Source organism: Streptomyces griseorubiginosus, assembly GCF_001514195.1.
GTDB lineage: Bacteria > Actinomycetota > Actinomycetes > Streptomycetales > Streptomycetaceae > Streptomyces > Streptomyces griseorubiginosus.
In genome coordinates, this window is the sequence record NZ_KQ948739.1 from 127,382 (window position 1) to 144,138 (window position 16,757).

Below are 16,757 nucleotides of genomic sequence, written 5' to 3' on the forward strand. Positions count from 1 at the left end.
AGCCTCAGTCCCTCTTCCCGCGGCCCCGGGATACCGCCCGGCCCACGATCACGGTACGTCGGGAGGCCTTCGCGGGCACCTCGTCGTCCTTGCGGCCGCCGAGCGCCCGGCGCACGCCGTAGCCGAAGGCCGCGACCTTGACCAGGGGGCCGCCGAAGGTGGAGGCGACGGTGGTGGACAGCGCGGAGGCGTTCGACGTGACCTCCTGGACGTCCGAGGCGATCGCGTCGACCCGTTCGATCTGGGTCTGCGCCGAGCGCACGGCGGTGGAGGCGTCGGCCAGCAGCGGCACCGCCTGGTCGGTCACGTCCGCGACGAGCTTGGTGGTCGCCTTGAGCGTCTGGGCCAGCCTCGCCAGCGCGACGGCGAGGAAGGAGACCAGGATCGCCCAGAAGACGGCCACCAGGATCCCGGCAACCTCTCCACCGGACACCTGACACCTGCTCTCATAAACACCTGTAGATAACGCAGCCGAGCCTATCGCGCCGAGCACGGCGCTCCGCACCGGATTACCCCTCGCCCACGGCCGGGTCGCCGACGGCGATTGTACGGAGTGAACACGCTTGAGTACGCTCCGTGTTCCATGCGCGGTCATCAGCCCGGGGACACCGGGGCGAACGGCAACCTCCCCCTGGAGCTCGACGGCTTCGTGGGCCGGCAGGCCGAACTCCGGGATCTGGCGCGGGCGCTCGACTCCTCGCGACTGGTCACGGTGACGGGCCCCGGCGGCATCGGCAAGTCCCGGCTCGCGGCGCGGGTGACCGGCGGCAGGTGTGCACCGCCCGACGGAACGTGGCGCGTCGAGCTGACCGCCGTACGCGATCCCGAGTTCGTCGACCACGCGGTCGTGGAGTCGCTCGGTCTGACGGACCACACCACGCGGGCGCCGCGCGAGACCCTGCTGGCCCACCTCGCCGGACGCCGGCTCCTGCTGGTCCTGGACGGCTTCGAGCATCTGGTGGACGCGTGCGCGGACCTGGTCGTCGAGCTGCTGGAGCGGCTGCCGGGGCTTTCCGTCCTCGCCGTGGGGCGCCGGCCGCTGGCGGTGTCCGGCGAGCAGCTCCTCGCGCTGGGCCCGCTGGCCGAGGACGAGGCCGTGGAGCTGTTCCGGGAACGGGCCGGACGCCGGGGTGTGCCGGTGGCGGACGATCCTCATGTGCGGGAGCTGTGCCGGCGTCTGGACGGCATCCCGCTGGCGGTCGAGCTGGCCGCGGGGCGGCTGGGGGCGCTGTCCCCGGATCAGTTGCTGGAGCGGCTCGACGACCGGTTCCGGCTGCTGGCCGGCGGTGGCCGGGACGCCCTGCCCCGGCATCGGACGCTGCGCACGGCCATCGGCTGGAGCCATGAACTGTGCACGCCCGAGGAGCGGTTGCTGTGGTCGCGGCTTTCGGTGTTCGCGGGGCGGTTCGACCTGGAGGCCGCCGAGTACGTGTGCAGCGGCGGCGGTCTGCACCACGACGACGTCCTCGACGTGCTGTCCGCGCTGCTCGCCCAGTCCGTGGTGGCCCGCGAGGAGACCGCGACCGGGGTCCGCTACCGGATGCTCGACACGGTGCGCGCGTACGGCGCCGAGTGGCTGGAGGCGACCGGTGACGCGGTCCGGCTGCGCAGGCGGCACCGCGACTGGTACGTGGGCCTGGCCACCTGGTGCGAGCTGGACTGGTTCTCGCCGCGGCAGAACGAGGTGGCCGCCCGGATCGAGGCCGAGCTGCCGAACCTTCGCTGCGCCCTGGAGCACTGTCTGACCGAGCCCGACGGCATGGAACTGGCCCGGCATCTCGCGGGCTCCCTCTGGTTCTGCTGGGTCGGTTGCGGCCGGCTCTCGGAGGGCCGGCACTGGCTGGAACGCAGCCTGGAACCCGAGCCGCACGGAGAACCCGGGGCGCACGGTGAGCCAGGGACGCACCACCGCGAGCCCGAGCCGCGCGTGGAGCTGGAGGCGCACCGCGAGCCCGACCCGCGCGTGGAGCTGGAGGCGCACCGCGAGCCCCAGCCGCACGGCTTGCCCGAGCCGCACGGCTTGCCCGAGTCGGGGTCCGGCGGCGAGCACGCCCGGCTGAAGGCGCTGTGGGTGCTCGGCTACGTGGCGATCCTCCAGGGCGACACCGTCCCCGCGCTGGCGGCCCTCCAGCGGTGCCGCGAGGAGGCCGAGCGGGCCGCGGACCCGACCGCGGTGGCGTACGCCGAGCACCGCACCGGTTGTCTGGCGCTGGTCTCGGACGACATGCCGCGCGCGGAAACCCTGCTGCGCTCGGCCCTGGCGCGCTACGAGGAGATCGGCGAGCTCAACAGCAATGTGCTGATGGGCCAGGTCGAGCTCGCGATGGCCCGCGCCTTCCTGGGCGACCTGCCGGACGCCGTGCGGCTGTGCGAGGAGGTCAGGCGGGTCTGCGAGGACCACGGTGAGCGGTGGGCGCGGTCGTACGCGCTGTACGTCCTGGCGTACGCGGCCTGGAGCGAGGGCGACACCGCACGTGCGCGTGCGCTGCTCACCGACTGTCTGAGCTGTGCGCACACCTTCCGCGACCTGCTCGGCTCGGTCCTGTCGATCGAACTGCTCGCCCTGGTCACGGTCGCCCAGGGCGACCCGGCCGAGGCGGCGGTGCTCCAGGGCGCGGCGGCGGCGCTGTGGCCCTCGGTGGGTCTCCCCTTGTTCGGCTCCGCCTACTACAACGCCCCGCACGAACTGTGCGAGGCGAAGGCCCGGCAGCGGCTGGGCGACGGACGGTACGAGGAGTGCGTACGGCAGGGGCGGGCCCTGGGGCGGGAGGCTGCGGTGGCCCGGGCGCTGGGGCGGGCCCGTCCGCACGCGGTGCTGCCGGCGCCCCGAGGACCCGTGCGACCGACTCACCAGACCCTGGGAACGCACGAGCCCGCCGCCTCGCCCACCCGTAAGGGCGGGGAGACGGCGGGCTGAGGTGGTGCGTGGTGCTACGGCCTGCCGGTGATCAGCGGGCGTAGTACTCGACGACGAGCTGCTCGTCGCAGATCACCGGGATCTCCTTGCGGTTCGGCTCGCGGTCCAGGCGGAACGCCAGGGCGCCGAGGTTCACCTGGAGGTAGCGCGGGGTCTCACCGTCGGGGGCGAAGCCACCGGCACGGGCGACCTCGAACAGCGTCTTGCTGCGGCTGCGCTCGCGGACCATCACGACGTCGTCGGGACGGACGCGGAAGGACGGCTTGTCGACCTTCTGGCCGTTGACCTCGATGTGGCCGTGGACGACCATCTGGCGGGCCTGGTAGATCGTGCGGGCGATGCCCGAACGCAGGACCAGCGCGTCGAGACGGCGCTCGAGCTCGATGATCAGGGCCTCACCGGTCTTGCCCTGAACCTTGGAGGCACGCTCGTAGGCGCGGACGAGCTGACGCTCGGACACGTCGTACTGCGCACGCAGACGCTGCTTCTCGAGCAGACGGACCTTGTAGTCCGAGTTCTGCTTGCGGCCGCGGCCGTGCTCACCCGGGGGGTAGGGACGGGCCTCGAAGTACTTGACGGCCTTCGGGGTCAGCGCGATGCCGAGGGCACGCGACTTCTTGACCTTGGGGCGGGACTGGTTCGCCACGATCTCTCATTTCTTGGTTTTCGGCTTGTCAGCGTTGAGGGAGGTCGCAATCCGCAGCCGGGGAAACCCGCCGGATCCTGGATCAGGACCTGGTGGGCAGCCGCTCCCCTGGTCTGGGCACATACGTGCAGCACGCGAGTGGCCCACCTACCGCGTACGGTGGTGGGCTGCCCGCGACACCATTCGAACGGTGCGCGACGCTCCTGGAACCCGCTGGGGGCTCCGGCCGGGTGTCCCGCTCTGACTGCGCGGGACTCGGCACTTCGAGGGATTCTACAGGCTGCTCAGGACCGCTTACGACCGAGGTGCTTCCTGGTCCACTCCACCGCGTCCGCGTACCGCGCCTCGCCGCCGTGCCGGGTGGGTTCGTAGTACTCGCGGTCCTTGATGTCGTCCGGGGCGTACTGCTGCTCGGCGATGCCCTCGGGCAGGTCGTGCGGGTAGACGTACCCCTGGGCGTGCCCGAGCTTGGCGGCGCCCTTGTAGTGGCCGTCGCGCAGATGGGGCGGGACGGGACCGGCCAGGCCCTGGCGTACGTCCGCCATGGCGGCGCCGATCGCCGTGGTCGCCGCGTTGGACTTGGGGGCGAGGGCCAGCGCGATGGTGGCATGGCTCAGGGTCAGCGCGGCCTCGGGGAAGCCGATCATGGCGACGGCCTGGGCGGCGGCCACGGCTATGGGCAGGGCGTTCGGGTCGGCGAGGCCGATGTCCTCGCTGGCGGAGATCATCAGGCGCCGGGCGATGAAGCGGGGGTCCTCGCCGGCCTCGATCATGCGGGCCAGGTAGTGCAGGGCCGCGTCGACGTCGGAGCCCCTGATCGACTTGATCAGGGCGCTGGCGACGTCGTAGTGCTGGTCGCCGTCGCGGTCGTACTTCACGGCCGCGCGGTCGACCGTCTCCTCCAGCGTGGTGAGGGAGATCTCCGGCTCGCCCTTGTCGAGGGCGGCCCCGGCGGCGGCCTCCAGGGCGGTCAGGGCGCGGCGGGCGTCGCCGCCGGCGATCCGCAGGAGGTGGTCCTCGGTGTCCTCGGGGAGGGTGACAGCGTCCTTCAGGCCGCGCTCGTCGCTCAGCGCCCGCTTGAGGAGTCCTCTGAGGTCGTCGTCCGTGAGGGGTTCGAGGGTCAGCAGGAGCGAGCGGGACAGCAGTGGGGAGATCACCGAGAAGTAGGGGTTCTCGGTGGTCGCCGCGATCAGGGTCACCCAGCGGTTCTCGACCGCGGGGAGCAGGGAGTCCTGCTGGGCCTTGCTGAAGCGGTGGATCTCGTCGAGGAAGAGGACGGTCTCCTTGCCGAAGCCGCCGGTGGCGCGGCGGGCCCCGTCGATGACCGCGCGGACCTCCTTGACGCCCGCGGTGATCGCGGAGAGCTCCACGAAGCGCTTGTTGGTGGCCTTCGAGACGACGTACGCCAGGGTCGTCTTCCCGGTGCCGGGCGGGCCCCAGAGGATCACGGAGGAGGGTCCGGCGGGGCCGCCGCTGCCCTCGCCGACCAGTCGGCGCAGCGGCGAGCCGGGCTTCAGCAGGTGCTGCTGGCCCACCACCTCGTCGAGGGTGCGCGGGCGCATCCGGACCGCCAGGGGGCTGCCGGCCGGGTCCTTCTCCTGGCGCTCTTCCGCCGCCGCGGTGAACAGATCGGGCTCCACGACAGAAACCCTAGTTCACCGCACTGACAACGCCGTCGGGCGTCGGTCAGGCCCAGAGGCTGCTACCCCAGCGGGTCAGGATCATCATCGCGATGATGCCGCAGTGCGTGACGGGCAGGACCCAGGTGAACTCGGCGAGGAAGCGCTTGAGCCAGCCCGGGGACGGCAGGAAGGCGTTGCGGATGTTGAACGAGGTGACGTACCAGAACATCGTGATCGTGGCGACCCAGGCCAGCGAGCACCACAGGCACAGGGCGTTGATCCGGTACAGGGACTGGAACTGGAGCCAGGTGACGAAGGCCACGCCGAAAAGGGTGCCGAAGTTGAAGGTGAGCCAGTACCAGCGCGGGAAGGTGGCGCGGGCCAACAGGCTCATCCCGACGCAGATCACGATGCCGTAGGCGACCAGGCCCAGCATCGGGTTGGGGAACCCGAAGGCGGCGGCCTGCTTGCTCTCCATCACGCTGCCGCAGGAGATGATCGGGTTGAGGGAGCAGCTCGGCGTGAACGTCTTGCCGCTGACCTTGCCCTCGAGGATCTTGAACTTGTCGATCGTGATGACCCACGCGGCGAGCAGTCCGGCCGCGCCGGTGATCACCAGCAGCAGGGCGAAGGCCCGGCTGCCGCCCACGGTGCGGGGCGCGGTGTCGACGCCCGCCGTCGAGGGCTCGGACTCCGTGGAGACGTCTTTCACTGTCGTCTTGCTCATCACGCCGATCCGTCTGCTTGAGAGTTGGACCTTCTTCTGGCAGGGGCCATTGTGCCGCACACGGGGCCTCGTCCACCGTTCGGTGGACATAAGGAAGTACGCACGGTCGTCCCCGAACGTTCGGTTCCGGCCGACGCTCTGAGCCATGACCACACACACGAACGACCTTGCGGTGGATGTTCGGGGGCTGCGCAAGCGCTACGGCGACGTGACCGCGGTCGACGGACTCGATCTCGGCATCCGCGCGGGCGAGGTGTTCGGCCTGCTCGGACCCAATGGGGCGGGCAAGAGCACGACCGTGGAGATCCTCCAGGGCAACCGGGACCGGGACGCGGGCGAGGTCTCGGTGCTCGGCGCGGACCCGGCGCACGGCACCCGCGCGTGGCGGTCCCGGGTCGGCATCGTCTGGCAGGACGAATCCGCGCCCGCCGAGTTGACGGTGGCGGAGACGGTCCGGCATTTCGCCCGCTACTACCCGGCCCCGCGGGACCCGGCGGAGGTGATCGCCCTGGTGGGTCTCGAGGCCAAGGCGGACAGCCGGATCAAGGCCCTGTCGGGGGGCCAGCGGCGCCGCCTCGACGTGGCGCTCGGTGTGATCGGCGGGCCCGAGCTGCTGCTCCTGGACGAGCCGACGACCGGCTTCGACCCGGCGGCCCGCCGACAGTTCTGGGACCTGATCCGCAAGCTGGCCGTCGAGGGCACCACGATCCTGCTCACCACGCACTATCTGGAGGAGGCCGAGGCGCTCGCCGACAGGCTGGCGGTCGTGACCCGGGGAAGGGTCGTGGCGACGGGCGAGCCGGCCACGCTGCGGGAACGGTTCGGTACCGGGGCCACCGTCGAGTGGACGGAGCCGGACGGCACCGCGCGCGCGGTGCGCACGGACACGCCGACCAGGACGGTGGCCGAGCTGGCCCACCGCTTCGACGGCGAGATCCCGGGCCTGACGGTGACCCGCCCCACGCTGGAGGACGTCTACCTCCGGCTCACCGGACAGGAGGAGGCGCGATGACCACGGCCGCCGTACGGGAAGCACGTGAGGAGGCCCGGGTGCGGCTGCCGGGCGCCTGGGGACTGGGTCTGCGACGGGGCGCCCTGGAGATCAAGATGTTCTTCCGGCAGCGCGACCACGTGGTGTTCACCTTCGCCTTCCCCGTGGTCCTGCTGTTCCTGTTCGCGTCGATCTTCAGCGACGACGTGGAGGGCGCGGGCATCAAGGCCTCGCAGCTGTACGTCCCGGCGATGATGGCCGCCGGCATCATGTCCACGAGCTTCCAGTCGCTGGGCATCTCGATCGCCGTCGAGCGGGACGAGAAGGTGCTGCGCCGGCTGCGCGGCACGCCGATGCCTCCCGCAGCCTATTTCCTGGGCAAGATCTGGCTGATTCTGGTCACCGGTCTCATGGAGACGGCGCTCCTGCTGCTCGTCGGCACCACGCTGTACGACGTCGAGCTGCCTTCGGACGCAGGGCGCTGGTTCACCTTCGCCTGGGTCTTCGTGCTCGGTCTGACGGCCTGCGCGCTGCTGGGCATCGCGATCAGTTCGGTCCCCGAGTCCAGCAAGAGCGCGTCCTCCGTGGTCGTCCTGCCGTTCCTGGTCCTCCAGTTCATCTCCGGGGTGTACATCTCGATCGGCACCATCCCCGACTGGATGCTGGACGTCGGCGCGCTGTTCCCGCTGAAGTGGATGTGCCAGGGGCTGCGCGGGGTGTTCCTGCCGGACTCGGCGCAGGTCCTGGAGCAGGCCGGGGGCTGGGAGTTCGGGCGCGTGGCCCTGGTGCTCGGGGCCTGGTGCGTCGGAGGATTGCTGCTGTGCCTGCTGACCTTCCGGTGGAAGCACCGGCGCGACGGGTGACGGCGGTGGCGGAGGCGTCCGGCGCCTACAGCTGGGAGCGTTCGTTCCGGCTGTGGGACACCTACTTCGCCCTGATCTGGCTGGCCACCCTGGCGTTCGTGCTCGGCGCGGACCAGCCGGGCCGGCCCGTGCGCCTCGCCGCGGCGGCGCTGCTGGTGCCGCTGGTCCCGCTGTTCGCGTGGACGGGCCGTCCGCTGCTGCGGGGGGACCCGCCGCCCGAGCGCCGGGCCCTCGGCTATCTGGTCGCCATGATCGCCCTGTTCCTGCCCTCGGCGATCCTGGTGGGCGAGACCCGGTTGATGACCTTCGCGCTGGTCCCCCAGTGCTTCATGACCCTGCGGATGCGGTGGGCGATCACCATGGTGGCCGTCATCAACCTGGCGCCCGTGGCGGGCTGGGCGCTGCTGTGGTGGCCGAGCGAGCGAGCCGTCTTCTTCAACGGGCTGTTCGCGGTGGTCACCCTCGTCTTCTCGGTGGCCGTGGGCAGTTGGGTGATCCGGATCATCGAGCAGAGCCAGGAGCGGGCGGCCCTGATCGCGGAGCTGGCCACGAGCCGGCACGAGGTGTCCCGGCTGTCGGCGGCGCACGGGGCGCTGGCCGAGCGGGAGCGGATGGCCCGGGAGATCCACGACACCCTCGCGCAGGGCTTCACCAGCCTGCTGATGCTGGTCCAGGCCGTCGAGGCGGAGCTCGACCACGACCTCGCGGGGGCCCGCAGGCATCTGGCCCTGATGGACGAGACGGCCCGGCTGAACCTGGCCGAGGCCCGGGCCCTGGTCGCCGGTGGCGCTCCCGCGGACCTGGACGGCGCCTCGCTGCCGGACGCGCTGGGCAGGCTGGCGGCCCGCCACGCGGCGACGCTCGAGGTGACCGGGCCGGCCCGTCCGCTGCCCGCCGGACCCGAGGTCGTCGCCCTGCGCGCATGCCAGGAAGCCCTCACGAACTGCCGTAGACACGCGGGGAGTTCGGCGTCCGCGTCCATCGGCCTGGACTACGCCGACGACCGCCTCACCCTGTCGGTGCGCGACGACGGGCACGGCTTCGATCCCGGGGCCGCGCATGACGGCTACGGTCTCGCGGGGCTGCGGGCCCGCGCCACCGAGGTCGGCGGGACGGTCCGGGTGCACAGCGCGCCCGGCGGCGGCACCACGGTCACCGTCCGGCTGCCCGTACCGCCTCCGAGGAGTGGTTGATGATCCGGATCATCCTGGCCGACGACCACCCGGTCGTACGGGAGGGCCTGCGGGCGATGCTGACCGCCGAGCCGGACCTGGAGGTGGTCGCCGACGCGTCCAACGGGCCGCAGGCCGAGGCACTGGCGGCCGAACTCCGGCCGGACATCGTGCTGATGGACCTGCGGATGCCGGGTGGCTCGGGGGTGGAGTCGATCGCGCGGATGACGGAGGCAGGGCTGCCCTGCCGGGTGATCGTGCTGACGACGTACGAGACGGACCGCGACATCCTGCGGGCCGTGGAGGCGGGGGCCGCCGGTTACCTCCTCAAGGACCTGCCCCGGGCGGAACTCGCCGAGTCCGTGCGGGCGGCCGCACGCGGTGAGACGGTCCTGGCCCCGACGGTCGCCGCGCGGCTGGTCGACCAGTTGCGCACCAGGCCCGAACGGCCGCGGCTGTCGGAGCGCGAGACCGCGGTGCTGCGTCTGGTGGCGGAGGGCTGCACCAACGCGGAGATCGGACGCAGGCTGTTCATCGGCGAGTCGACGGTGAAGACCCATCTCCTGCGCGCCTTCGCCAAGTTGGGCGTCGACGACCGCACGGCCGCCGTCACCAGCGCCCTGCGGTACGGCCTTCTCGACCAGTGAGGGCGACCGTCAGGCGCTGCCGGTGCGGTCGGGCAGGGACAGCACCGACGACAAGGGCGCCGGTCGCACGACCAGCGCCCTCCGTCACGTACCGCTAGCCGAGCCGGGACTCCAGTTCCGCCACGATCTCGTTGACGCCGATCGCCGACTGCTCCCCGGACTCCATGTCCTTGAGCTGTACGACGCCCTCGGCGAGGTCGCGCTCGCCGGCCACGATGGTGTAGCGGGCGCCGCTGCGGTTGGCGTTCTTCATGGCGCCCTTGAGGCCCTTGGCGCCGTAGGAGAAGTCCGCGGCGATGCCGACCTTGCGCAGCTCCGTGACCTTGGCGAAGAGCACCCGGCGGGCCTCCTCGCCCAGCGGGACCGCGAACACGCTGGTGGCGGAGGGGAGTTCGAGCTCGACGCCCTCCGCCTCCAGGGCGAGGACCGTGCGGTCCACGCCGAGGGCCCAGCCGACGGACGGCAGTGCGGGGCCGCCGATCATCTCGGACAGTCCGTCGTAGCGGCCGCCGCCGCCCACCGCGGACTGGGAGCCCAGACCGTCGTGCACGAACTCGAACGTCGTGCGGGTGTAGTAGTCGAGGCCGCGCACCAGCTTCGGGTCGTCCTCGAAGGCCACGCCCGCCGCGGTGATCAGCTCACGGACCTCCTCGTGGTACGCCTTGCAGGCGTCGCACAGGTAGTCCCGCAGCAGCGGCGCGTCCCCGAGCTGCTTCTGCACCGACTCGCGCTTGTCGTCGAGGACGCGCAGCGGGTTGATGTCGGCCCGGCGCAGGGTGTCCTCGTCGAGGTCGAGACCGCGCAGGAAGTCCTGGAGCGCGGCCCGGTACACCGGCCGGCACTCCTTGTCGCCCAGGCTGTTGAGCAGGATGCGGAAGTTCCTCAGGCCCAGCGAGCGGTACGCCTGGTCGGCCAGGATGATCAGCTCGGCGTCGAGCGCCGGGTCCTCCGCGCCGATCGCCTCGGCGCCCACCTGGGAGAAGTGGCGGTAACGGCCCTTCTGGGGGCGCTCGTAGCGGTAGTACGAGCCGGAGTACCAGAGCTTGACGGGGAGGTTGCCCGCCTTGTGCAGGTTGGCCTCCAGCGCCGCGCGCAGCACGGAGGCGGTGCCCTCGGGGCGCAGGGCGAGCTTCGTGCCGCCCTTGGTCTCGAAGGCGTACATCTCCTTGGTCACGATGTCGGTGGACTCACCCACACCGCGCGCGAACAGCTCGACGCTCTCGAAGCCGGGCGTCTCGATGTAGCCGTAGCCGGAGGTGCGCAGCGGGGCGGCGATCGCCTCGCGGACGGCGAGGTACTTGGCCGAGTCGGGGGGCAGCAGGTCGTACGTGCCCTTGGGGGCCTGAAAGGTGCTCACGAAGTCTCTCGTCACATTCCTCGTCGGGGAGGGGTCTGCGGACCCGCTCCCTGGCCGGCCGCCACTTCCCGCAGGTACGGGTTGGTGGCGCGCTCCTGGCCGATGGTCGTCTGGGGGCCGTGGCCGGACAGCACCACGGTCGAGTCGTCGAGCGGCAGGCACACGCGGGCCAGCGAGTCGAGCATCTCGGCCATGTCACCGCCGGGCAGGTCGGTGCGTCCGATGGAGCCGGCGAAGAGCAGATCCCCGGAGAAGAAGACCGAGGGGATCTCGGCCGTCTCGGGCATCTGGAAGGTCACCGACCCCTTGGTATGGCCCGGCGCGTGCGCGACGGACAGTTCCAGACCCGCCAGCTCCAGCCTGGTGCCGTCGGTCAGCACCCGGACGTCGTCCGGCTCGCCCACGGTGATCTCGCCCATCAGCGGCATGCCGATCGAACGGCCGAGACCCATCGACGGGTCGGTCATCATGTACCGGTCCTCGGGGTGGATCCAGGCGGGCACGTCGTGCGCGCCGCACACCGGGACGACCGAGGCCACATGATCGATGTGGCCGTGGGTGAGGATGACGGCGACGGGCTTGAGCCGATGCTTCTTGAGCGCCTCTTCGACTCCCTCGGCGGCCTGGTGGCCGGGGTCGATGATCACGCACTCCTCACCGGCGGCGGGGGCGACGAGATAACAGTTCGTCCCCCAGGCCCCGGCGGGGAACCCGGCAATGAGCACGATCGTCCTCGTTTTGTGTGGGTACGGGCGGTCTTCCGGGCGGCTGCCCCAGTGGTCAGAGCCTACCGGCGCTGCCGATTCCTCAGCGAACCCATATACGGTACGGGGCACACGCAGGCGGTCGGCTCATAGGACGCATGCGTAACGGTCGGTGGACGAGACGCATGAGGAGAGAACCCCGTGGTCACCCAGGAACAGCGGAAGCGGCAGCTCGCGCGGGAGAAGTTCTTGCGGCAGCAGCAGCGGCGCACGGAGGCGCGACGCAAGGCCCGTCTGCGCAACTCTGTGATCGGGTCGGTGCTCGGCGTGATCCTGGTGGGCAGCCTGGCGCTCTACACGTCCGGGGTCCTGAAGGACGACGACAAGGCCAACGCGAGCGCGGAGGCCACCCCGAGCGCCCAGGCGTCCAAGAAGGCGCCGGACCCGTGCGAGAAGGCCGCTCCCGGCAAGGTCAAGACGGAGACCTGGAAGAAGGAGCCGGCGATGACCATCGACAAGTCGGCGAAGTACACCTTCGACCTCTCGACGACCTGCGGCACGATCGACATCGCGCTGAAGGCGTCGGCGGCCCCGCACACCGTGAACTCGTTCGACTTCCTCGCGGGCAAGGGCTTCTTCGACCACACGAAGTGCCACCGCCTGACCACCAACGGCATCTACGTCCTTCAGTGCGGCGACCCGACGGGCTCCGGCAGCGGCGGACCGGGCTACACCATCCCGGACGAGAATCTGAAGGACAAGAGCCTCAAGGCGAACACCTACCCGGCGGGCACCGTCGCGATGGCGAACACCGGACAGGCGCACACTGGAGGCAGCCAGTTCTTCCTCGTCTACCAGGACAGCCAGCTGCCCCCGAGCTACACCCCGTTCGGGACCATCTCGGAATCCGGTATGAAGGTGCTGAAGAAGATCGCCGCGGCCGGTGAGAGCACCGGAGCGGGCGACGGCGCGCCGAACGCGACCGTCGTGATCAACAAGGCGACCGTCACCAAATCCTGACCGCCAACTGCGAAATTTCGGTCGCGCGGGATGCGGACAGGCCACCCGCCGGTCGCCTATGTTGGCCGTGACGAAACTGTGGACGATGCCCGGGGGCGCGGAAGCCTCCCGCGGGCATCATGTGGAGGAGGCGCTGTGAGCAGCGACCCGTGGGGCCGCGTCGACGAGACGGGGACCGTGTACGTGCGTACGGCCGACGGCGAGCAGGTCGTCGGTTCCTGGCAGGCGGGTTCCCCCGAGGAAGCCCTGGCCTATTTCGAGCGCAAGTACGAGGGCCTGGTTGTCGAGATCGGCCTCCTCGAGAAGCGAGTGAAGACCACCGACCTGTCGGCGAAGGACGCGCAGACCGCGATCGACCACATTCGCGAACAGGTCGACGCGCATCACGCGGTCGGCGACCTGGACGCGCTCAAGGTGCGGCTCGACAAGCTGGTGGAGACGGTCGACAAGCGTCGCGAGGAGCGCAAGCAGCAGCGCGCCAAGCAGTCCGACGAGGCCCGGCACGCCAAGGAGGCGCTGGTCGTCGAGGCGGAGCAGCTGGCCCAGTCCGACCAGTGGCGGGCCGCCGGCGAGCGGCTGCGCGCCCTGGTGGACACCTGGAAGGGTCTGCCGCGCCTGGACCGCAAGTCGGACGACGAGCTGTGGCACCGCTTCTCGCACGCCCGCTCGGCGTTCTCCAAGCGACGCAAGGCCCACTTCGCGTCGCTGGACGCGCAGCGCGAGGAGGCCCGCAAGACCAAGGAGCGCCTGGTCGGCGAGGCCGAGGCGCTGTCCGGTTCGACGGACTGGGGTCCGACGGCCGCCCGCTACCGCGAGCTGATGGCGGAGTGGAAGGCAGCGGGCCGTGCGCAGCGCGAGCACGAGGACGACCTGTGGAACCGCTTCCGCGGCGCCCAGGACGTGTTCTTCGCGGCCCGCAGCTCGGTCTTCGCCGAGCGGGACGCCGAGCAGACGGAGAACCTCAAGCTGAAGGAGGAGCTGGCCGAGGAGGCCGAGAAGCTCCTGCCCATCGGCGACCTGAAGACGGCCCGTGCCGCCTTCCGCACGCTCAACGAGCGCTGGGAGGCCATCGGTCACGTCCCGCGGGACGCCCGGCCGAAGGTCGAGGGCCGTATGCACGCCGTCGAGCGCGCGCTCCAGGAGGCCGAGGAGACCGAGTGGCGCCGGACCAACCCGGAGGCACGCGCACGTGCCGCGGGTCTGACCGGCCAGCTCCAGGCCGCCGTGGACAAGCTCAAGGGCCAGATCGAGCAGGCCCGCGCCCAGGGCAACACCAGCAAGGCCGACAAGCTGGAGCGCGAGCTGGAAGGCCGCCAGGCCCTTCTGGACCAGGCCCTGAAGGGACTCCAGGAGTTCGGCGGCTGATCGGCTGATCAGCCCGTCGGCTTCGGCTACGACGAGAGGGGCCCCGTACGTGACACGTACGGGGCCCCTCTCGTCGTAGGCCCTACGACCGGTTCCGCGCCGACGTCACGCGGTACACGTCGTACACGCCCTCCACGCCCCTGACCGCCTTCAGGACGTGGCCCAGGTGCTTGGGGTCGCCCATCTCGAAGGTGAAGCGGGAGGTGGCGACGCGGTCGCGGGAGGTCTGGACGGCCGCGGAGAGGATGTTGACGTGCTGGTCGGACAGGACGCGGGTGACGTCCGAGAGGAGCCGGGAGCGGTCCAGTGCCTCGACCTGGATGGCGACCAGGAAGACCGAGGACTGGGTGGGGGCCCACTCGACGTCCAGGATGCGCTCCGGCTCCCGGGACAGTGACTCCACGTTGACGCAGTCGCTGCGGTGAACCGATACGCCACTACCGCGGGTGACGAACCCGATGATCGGGTCGCCCGGCACGGGAGTGCAGCAGCGGGCCAGCTTGACCCACACGTCCTCGACGCCCTTGACGATGACACCCGGGTCGGCGCTGGTGCGCCGCTTGCGGCTGCGGCCATGGGTCGGCGGGACCGTCTCGTCGATCTCCTCGGTGGCCGCCTCCTCGCCGCCGAGCGCCTGGACGAGCTTCTGCACGATGTTCTGCGCGGAGACATGGCCCTCGCCGATCGCCGCGTACAGGGCGGAGATGTCGGAGTAGCGCATCTCGTGGGCGAGCGTGACGAGGGAGTCGCCGGTGAGGATGCGCTGGATCGGCAGGTTCTGCTTGCGCATCGCACGGACGATGGCGTCCTTGCCCTGCTCGATGGCCTCGTCGCGGCGCTCCTTGGAGAACCAGGCGCGGATCTTGTTGCGGGCGCGCGGCGACTTGACGAAGTTCAGCCAGTCCCGGGAGGGTCCGGCCCCGGGTGCCTTGGAGGTGAAGACCTCGACGAGGTCGCCGTTGTCGAGGGTCGACTCCAGCGGCACCAGACGGCCGTTGACCCGTGCTCCTATCGTGCGGTGGCCCACCTCGGTGTGCACCGCGTAGGAGAAGTCCACGGGGGTGGCCCCGGCCGGCAGCGCGATGACATCGCCCTTGGGAGTGAAGACGAAGACCTCGTTGCGCGACAGGTCGAAGCGCAGCGACTCCAGGAACTCGCCGGGGTCCTCGGTCTCCTTCTGCCAGTCGAGGAGCTGGCGCAGCCACGCCATGTCGTTGAGGTGGTCGTCCTTGCCGGTGGTCCGCGGCTGGTCCGAGCGCACCTTGGAGGCGCCGGCGACGGCCTCCTGCTTGTACTTCCAGTGCGCGGCGATGCCGTACTCGGCGCGGCGGTGCATGTCGAAGGTGCGGATCTGGAGCTCGACCGGCTTGCCGTTGGGCCCGATGACCGTCGTGTGCAGCGACTGGTACATGTTGAACTTGGGCATCGCGATGTAGTCCTTGAACCGCCCCGGAACCGGGTTCCAGCGGGCGTGGACGGTGCCCAGGGCCGCGTAGCAGTCGCGGACGGTGTCCACCAGGACGCGGATGCCGACCAGGTCGTAGATCTCCGCGAAGTCACGGCCGCGGACGATCATCTTCTGGTAGACGCTGTAGTAGTGCTTCGGGCGGCCGGTGACGGTGGCCTTGATCCGGGCGGCGCGCAGGTCGGACTGCACCTCGTCGGTCACTATGGCCAGGTACTCGTCGCGCTTGGGCGCCCGCTCGGCCACCAGCCGTACGATCTCGTCGTACATCTTGGGGTAGAGGATCGCGAAGGCGAGGTCCTCCAGCTCCCACTTGATGGTGTTCATGCCGAGGCGGTGGGCGAGCGGAGCGTAGATCTCCAGCGTCTCGCGCGCCTTCTTCTCCTGCTTCTCGCGCTTGAGGTAGCGCATGGTGCGCATGTTGTGCAGCCGGTCGGCGAGCTTGATGACCAGGACGCGCGGGTCCTTGGCCATCGCCACGACCATCTTGCGCACGGTCTCGGCCTGCGCGGCCTCGCCGAACTTGACCTTGTCCAGCTTGGTGACGCCGTCGACGAGCAGGGCGACCGAGTCGCCGAAGTCGCGGCGCAGCTGGTCGAGTCCGTACTCGGTGTCCTCGACGGTGTCGTGCAGCAGGCCCGCCATGAGGGTGGCCGGGTCCATGCCGAGTTCGGCGAGGATGGTGGTCACCGCGAGCGGGTGGGTGATGTACGGGTCGCCGCTCTTGCGCTTCTGGCCGCGGTGCCAGCGCTCGGCGACCTGGTAGGCGGTCTCGATCTTGCGGAGGGTGGCCGTCTCGATCTTCGGGTCGTTGCTGCGCACTATCCGCAGCAGCGGCTCCAGGACGGGGTTGTACGGGTTGGAGCGCTGCACGCCGAGACGGGCGAGGCGGGCGCGGACACGGTTGGAGGAGCCGCTGCGGGCGGGCTGGCCGGTGGCGGGGCGGGCCGCCGCGGCCGACGGCTGCTCGGGCGGGGCGGGCTTGGGCCTGGCCGGCTCTGCGGGCTTGTCGACGGGCGCGGACTGGGCGTGCTCGACCGGCCCGTGGGCGTCGTTCGTCGCGGTCTTCGCGTCCGGCGCGGGCTTGGCCGCGGGCTCCGAGGCGGACTCGGGCTTGGCGGCGGTCAGGGGCTGGGCCTCGTCTGGCAAGAGGACTCCTCGTGCGCGATCCGGGTCCCCAGGTCAGGCTCCGGACCCCCATGGTAGCGATCCCGCGCCCCGGGATCGCCTCCAGCCCGATGTGAGGGACGTCTACCTGTGG

General features: G+C 70.8%; 14 protein-coding genes. 7 read left to right on the top strand and 7 right to left on the bottom strand.

What is annotated here, in order from left to right; genetic code table 11:
• Positions 1 to 4: 4 nt before the first annotated feature.
• The gene (locus AQJ54_RS26330; protein ID WP_030321490.1) at positions 5 to 433 is read right to left on the bottom strand and encodes a DUF948 domain-containing protein; all 429 of its coding nucleotides are present in this window, start codon (positions 431 to 433) and stop codon (positions 5 to 7) included.
• A 150-nt stretch (positions 434 to 583) separates the two neighbouring features.
• On the opposite strand from AQJ54_RS26330, the gene AQJ54_RS26335 reads away from it, so the two are divergent.
• Positions 584 to 2,917 carry an ATP-binding protein gene (locus AQJ54_RS26335; protein ID WP_063806461.1) on the top strand — a complete coding sequence of 778 codons (2,334 nt, stop codon included), beginning with the start codon at positions 584 to 586 and terminating at the stop codon, positions 2,915 to 2,917.
• 31 nt (positions 2,918 to 2,948) lie between these two features.
• Here the strand turns inward: AQJ54_RS26335 and rpsD are convergent, their stop codons facing one another.
• The 3 genes from rpsD to AQJ54_RS26350 all read right to left on the bottom strand — a co-directional run bounded on the left by rpsD (position 2,949) and on the right by AQJ54_RS26350 (position 5,912).
• On the bottom strand, positions 2,949 to 3,563 hold the full coding sequence (rpsD, locus tag AQJ54_RS26340) for a 30S ribosomal protein S4 (protein WP_020138086.1): 615 nt from the start codon (positions 3,561 to 3,563) through the stop codon (positions 2,949 to 2,951).
• Positions 3,564 to 3,847: 284 nt separating this feature from the next.
• Positions 3,848 to 5,203, bottom strand: coding sequence for a replication-associated recombination protein A (locus tag AQJ54_RS26345; protein WP_062028252.1), 1,356 nt, complete (start codon positions 5,201 to 5,203; stop codon positions 3,848 to 3,850).
• Positions 5,204 to 5,249: 46 nt separating this feature from the next.
• A complete protein-coding gene (locus tag AQJ54_RS26350; protein ID WP_062241480.1) occupies positions 5,250 to 5,912 on the bottom strand; it encodes a vitamin K epoxide reductase family protein in 663 nt (220 codons plus the stop codon).
• Positions 5,913 to 6,057: 145 nt separating this feature from the next.
• Between AQJ54_RS26350 and AQJ54_RS26355 the strand changes: the two genes are divergently transcribed.
• The 4 genes from AQJ54_RS26355 to AQJ54_RS26370 are packed head-to-tail and all read left to right on the top strand — an operon-like array spanning position 6,058 to position 9,585.
• Positions 6,058 to 6,924, top strand: coding sequence for an ABC transporter ATP-binding protein (locus AQJ54_RS26355; RefSeq protein ID WP_062241482.1), 867 nt, complete (start codon positions 6,058 to 6,060; stop codon positions 6,922 to 6,924).
• Complete coding sequence (locus AQJ54_RS26360; RefSeq protein ID WP_062241484.1) at positions 6,921 to 7,766, top strand: ABC transporter permease; 846 nt, start codon at positions 6,921 to 6,923, stop codon at positions 7,764 to 7,766. The genes AQJ54_RS26355 and AQJ54_RS26360 overlap by 4 nt, the downstream gene beginning before the upstream one ends.
• The gene (locus AQJ54_RS26365) at positions 7,724 to 8,959 is read left to right on the top strand and encodes a sensor histidine kinase (RefSeq protein WP_248845444.1); all 1,236 of its coding nucleotides are present in this window, start codon (positions 7,724 to 7,726) and stop codon (positions 8,957 to 8,959) included. Before AQJ54_RS26360 ends, AQJ54_RS26365 begins: the two co-directional genes overlap by 43 nt.
• Complete coding sequence (locus AQJ54_RS26370) at positions 8,959 to 9,585, top strand: response regulator (protein WP_062241486.1); 627 nt, start codon at positions 8,959 to 8,961, stop codon at positions 9,583 to 9,585. Before AQJ54_RS26365 ends, AQJ54_RS26370 begins: the two co-directional genes overlap by 1 nt.
• A gap of 94 nt (positions 9,586 to 9,679) precedes the next feature.
• Here the strand turns inward: AQJ54_RS26370 and hisS are convergent, their stop codons facing one another.
• The gene (gene hisS / locus AQJ54_RS26375) at positions 9,680 to 10,942 is read right to left on the bottom strand and encodes a histidine--tRNA ligase (RefSeq protein ID WP_062241874.1); all 1,263 of its coding nucleotides are present in this window, start codon (positions 10,940 to 10,942) and stop codon (positions 9,680 to 9,682) included.
• An 11-nt stretch (positions 10,943 to 10,953) separates the two neighbouring features.
• Positions 10,954 to 11,667 (bottom strand): MBL fold metallo-hydrolase, encoded by a 714-nt coding sequence (locus AQJ54_RS26380; protein ID WP_062241488.1) that lies wholly within the window; start codon positions 11,665 to 11,667, stop codon positions 10,954 to 10,956.
• A 180-nt stretch (positions 11,668 to 11,847) separates the two neighbouring features.
• Here AQJ54_RS26380 and AQJ54_RS26385 point away from each other — a divergent pair, with 180 nt between their 5' ends.
• Together AQJ54_RS26385 and AQJ54_RS26390 are read left to right on the top strand one after the other, a co-directional pair.
• Positions 11,848 to 12,666 (top strand): peptidylprolyl isomerase, encoded by an 819-nt coding sequence (locus AQJ54_RS26385; RefSeq protein ID WP_020138077.1) that lies wholly within the window; start codon positions 11,848 to 11,850, stop codon positions 12,664 to 12,666.
• Positions 12,667 to 12,801: 135 nt separating this feature from the next.
• Positions 12,802 to 14,031, top strand: coding sequence for a DUF349 domain-containing protein (locus AQJ54_RS26390; RefSeq protein ID WP_030321472.1), 1,230 nt, complete (start codon positions 12,802 to 12,804; stop codon positions 14,029 to 14,031).
• An 82-nt stretch (positions 14,032 to 14,113) separates the two neighbouring features.
• Here the strand turns inward: AQJ54_RS26390 and AQJ54_RS26395 are convergent, their stop codons facing one another.
• Positions 14,114 to 16,645 carry a RelA/SpoT family protein gene (locus AQJ54_RS26395; protein ID WP_062028260.1) on the bottom strand — a complete coding sequence of 844 codons (2,532 nt, stop codon included), beginning with the start codon at positions 16,643 to 16,645 and terminating at the stop codon, positions 14,114 to 14,116.
• Positions 16,646 to 16,757 lie beyond the last annotated feature (112 nt).

Bases quoted from the DNA above. Each gene is read 5' to 3' on its own strand.
- AQJ54_RS26335 (WP_063806461.1), top strand. From the start codon at position 584: ATGCGCGGTCATCAGCCCGGGGACACCGGGGCGAACGGCAACCTCCCC.
- AQJ54_RS26350 (WP_062241480.1), bottom strand. From the start codon at position 5,912: ATGAGCAAGACGACAGTGAAAGACGTCTCCACGGAGTCCGAGCCCTCG.
- AQJ54_RS26355 (WP_062241482.1), top strand. From the start codon at position 6,058: ATGACCACACACACGAACGACCTTGCGGTGGATGTTCGGGGGCTGCGC.
- AQJ54_RS26360 (WP_062241484.1), top strand. From the start codon at position 6,921: ATGACCACGGCCGCCGTACGGGAAGCACGTGAGGAGGCCCGGGTGCGG.
- AQJ54_RS26370 (WP_062241486.1), top strand. From the start codon at position 8,959: ATGATCCGGATCATCCTGGCCGACGACCACCCGGTCGTACGGGAGGGC.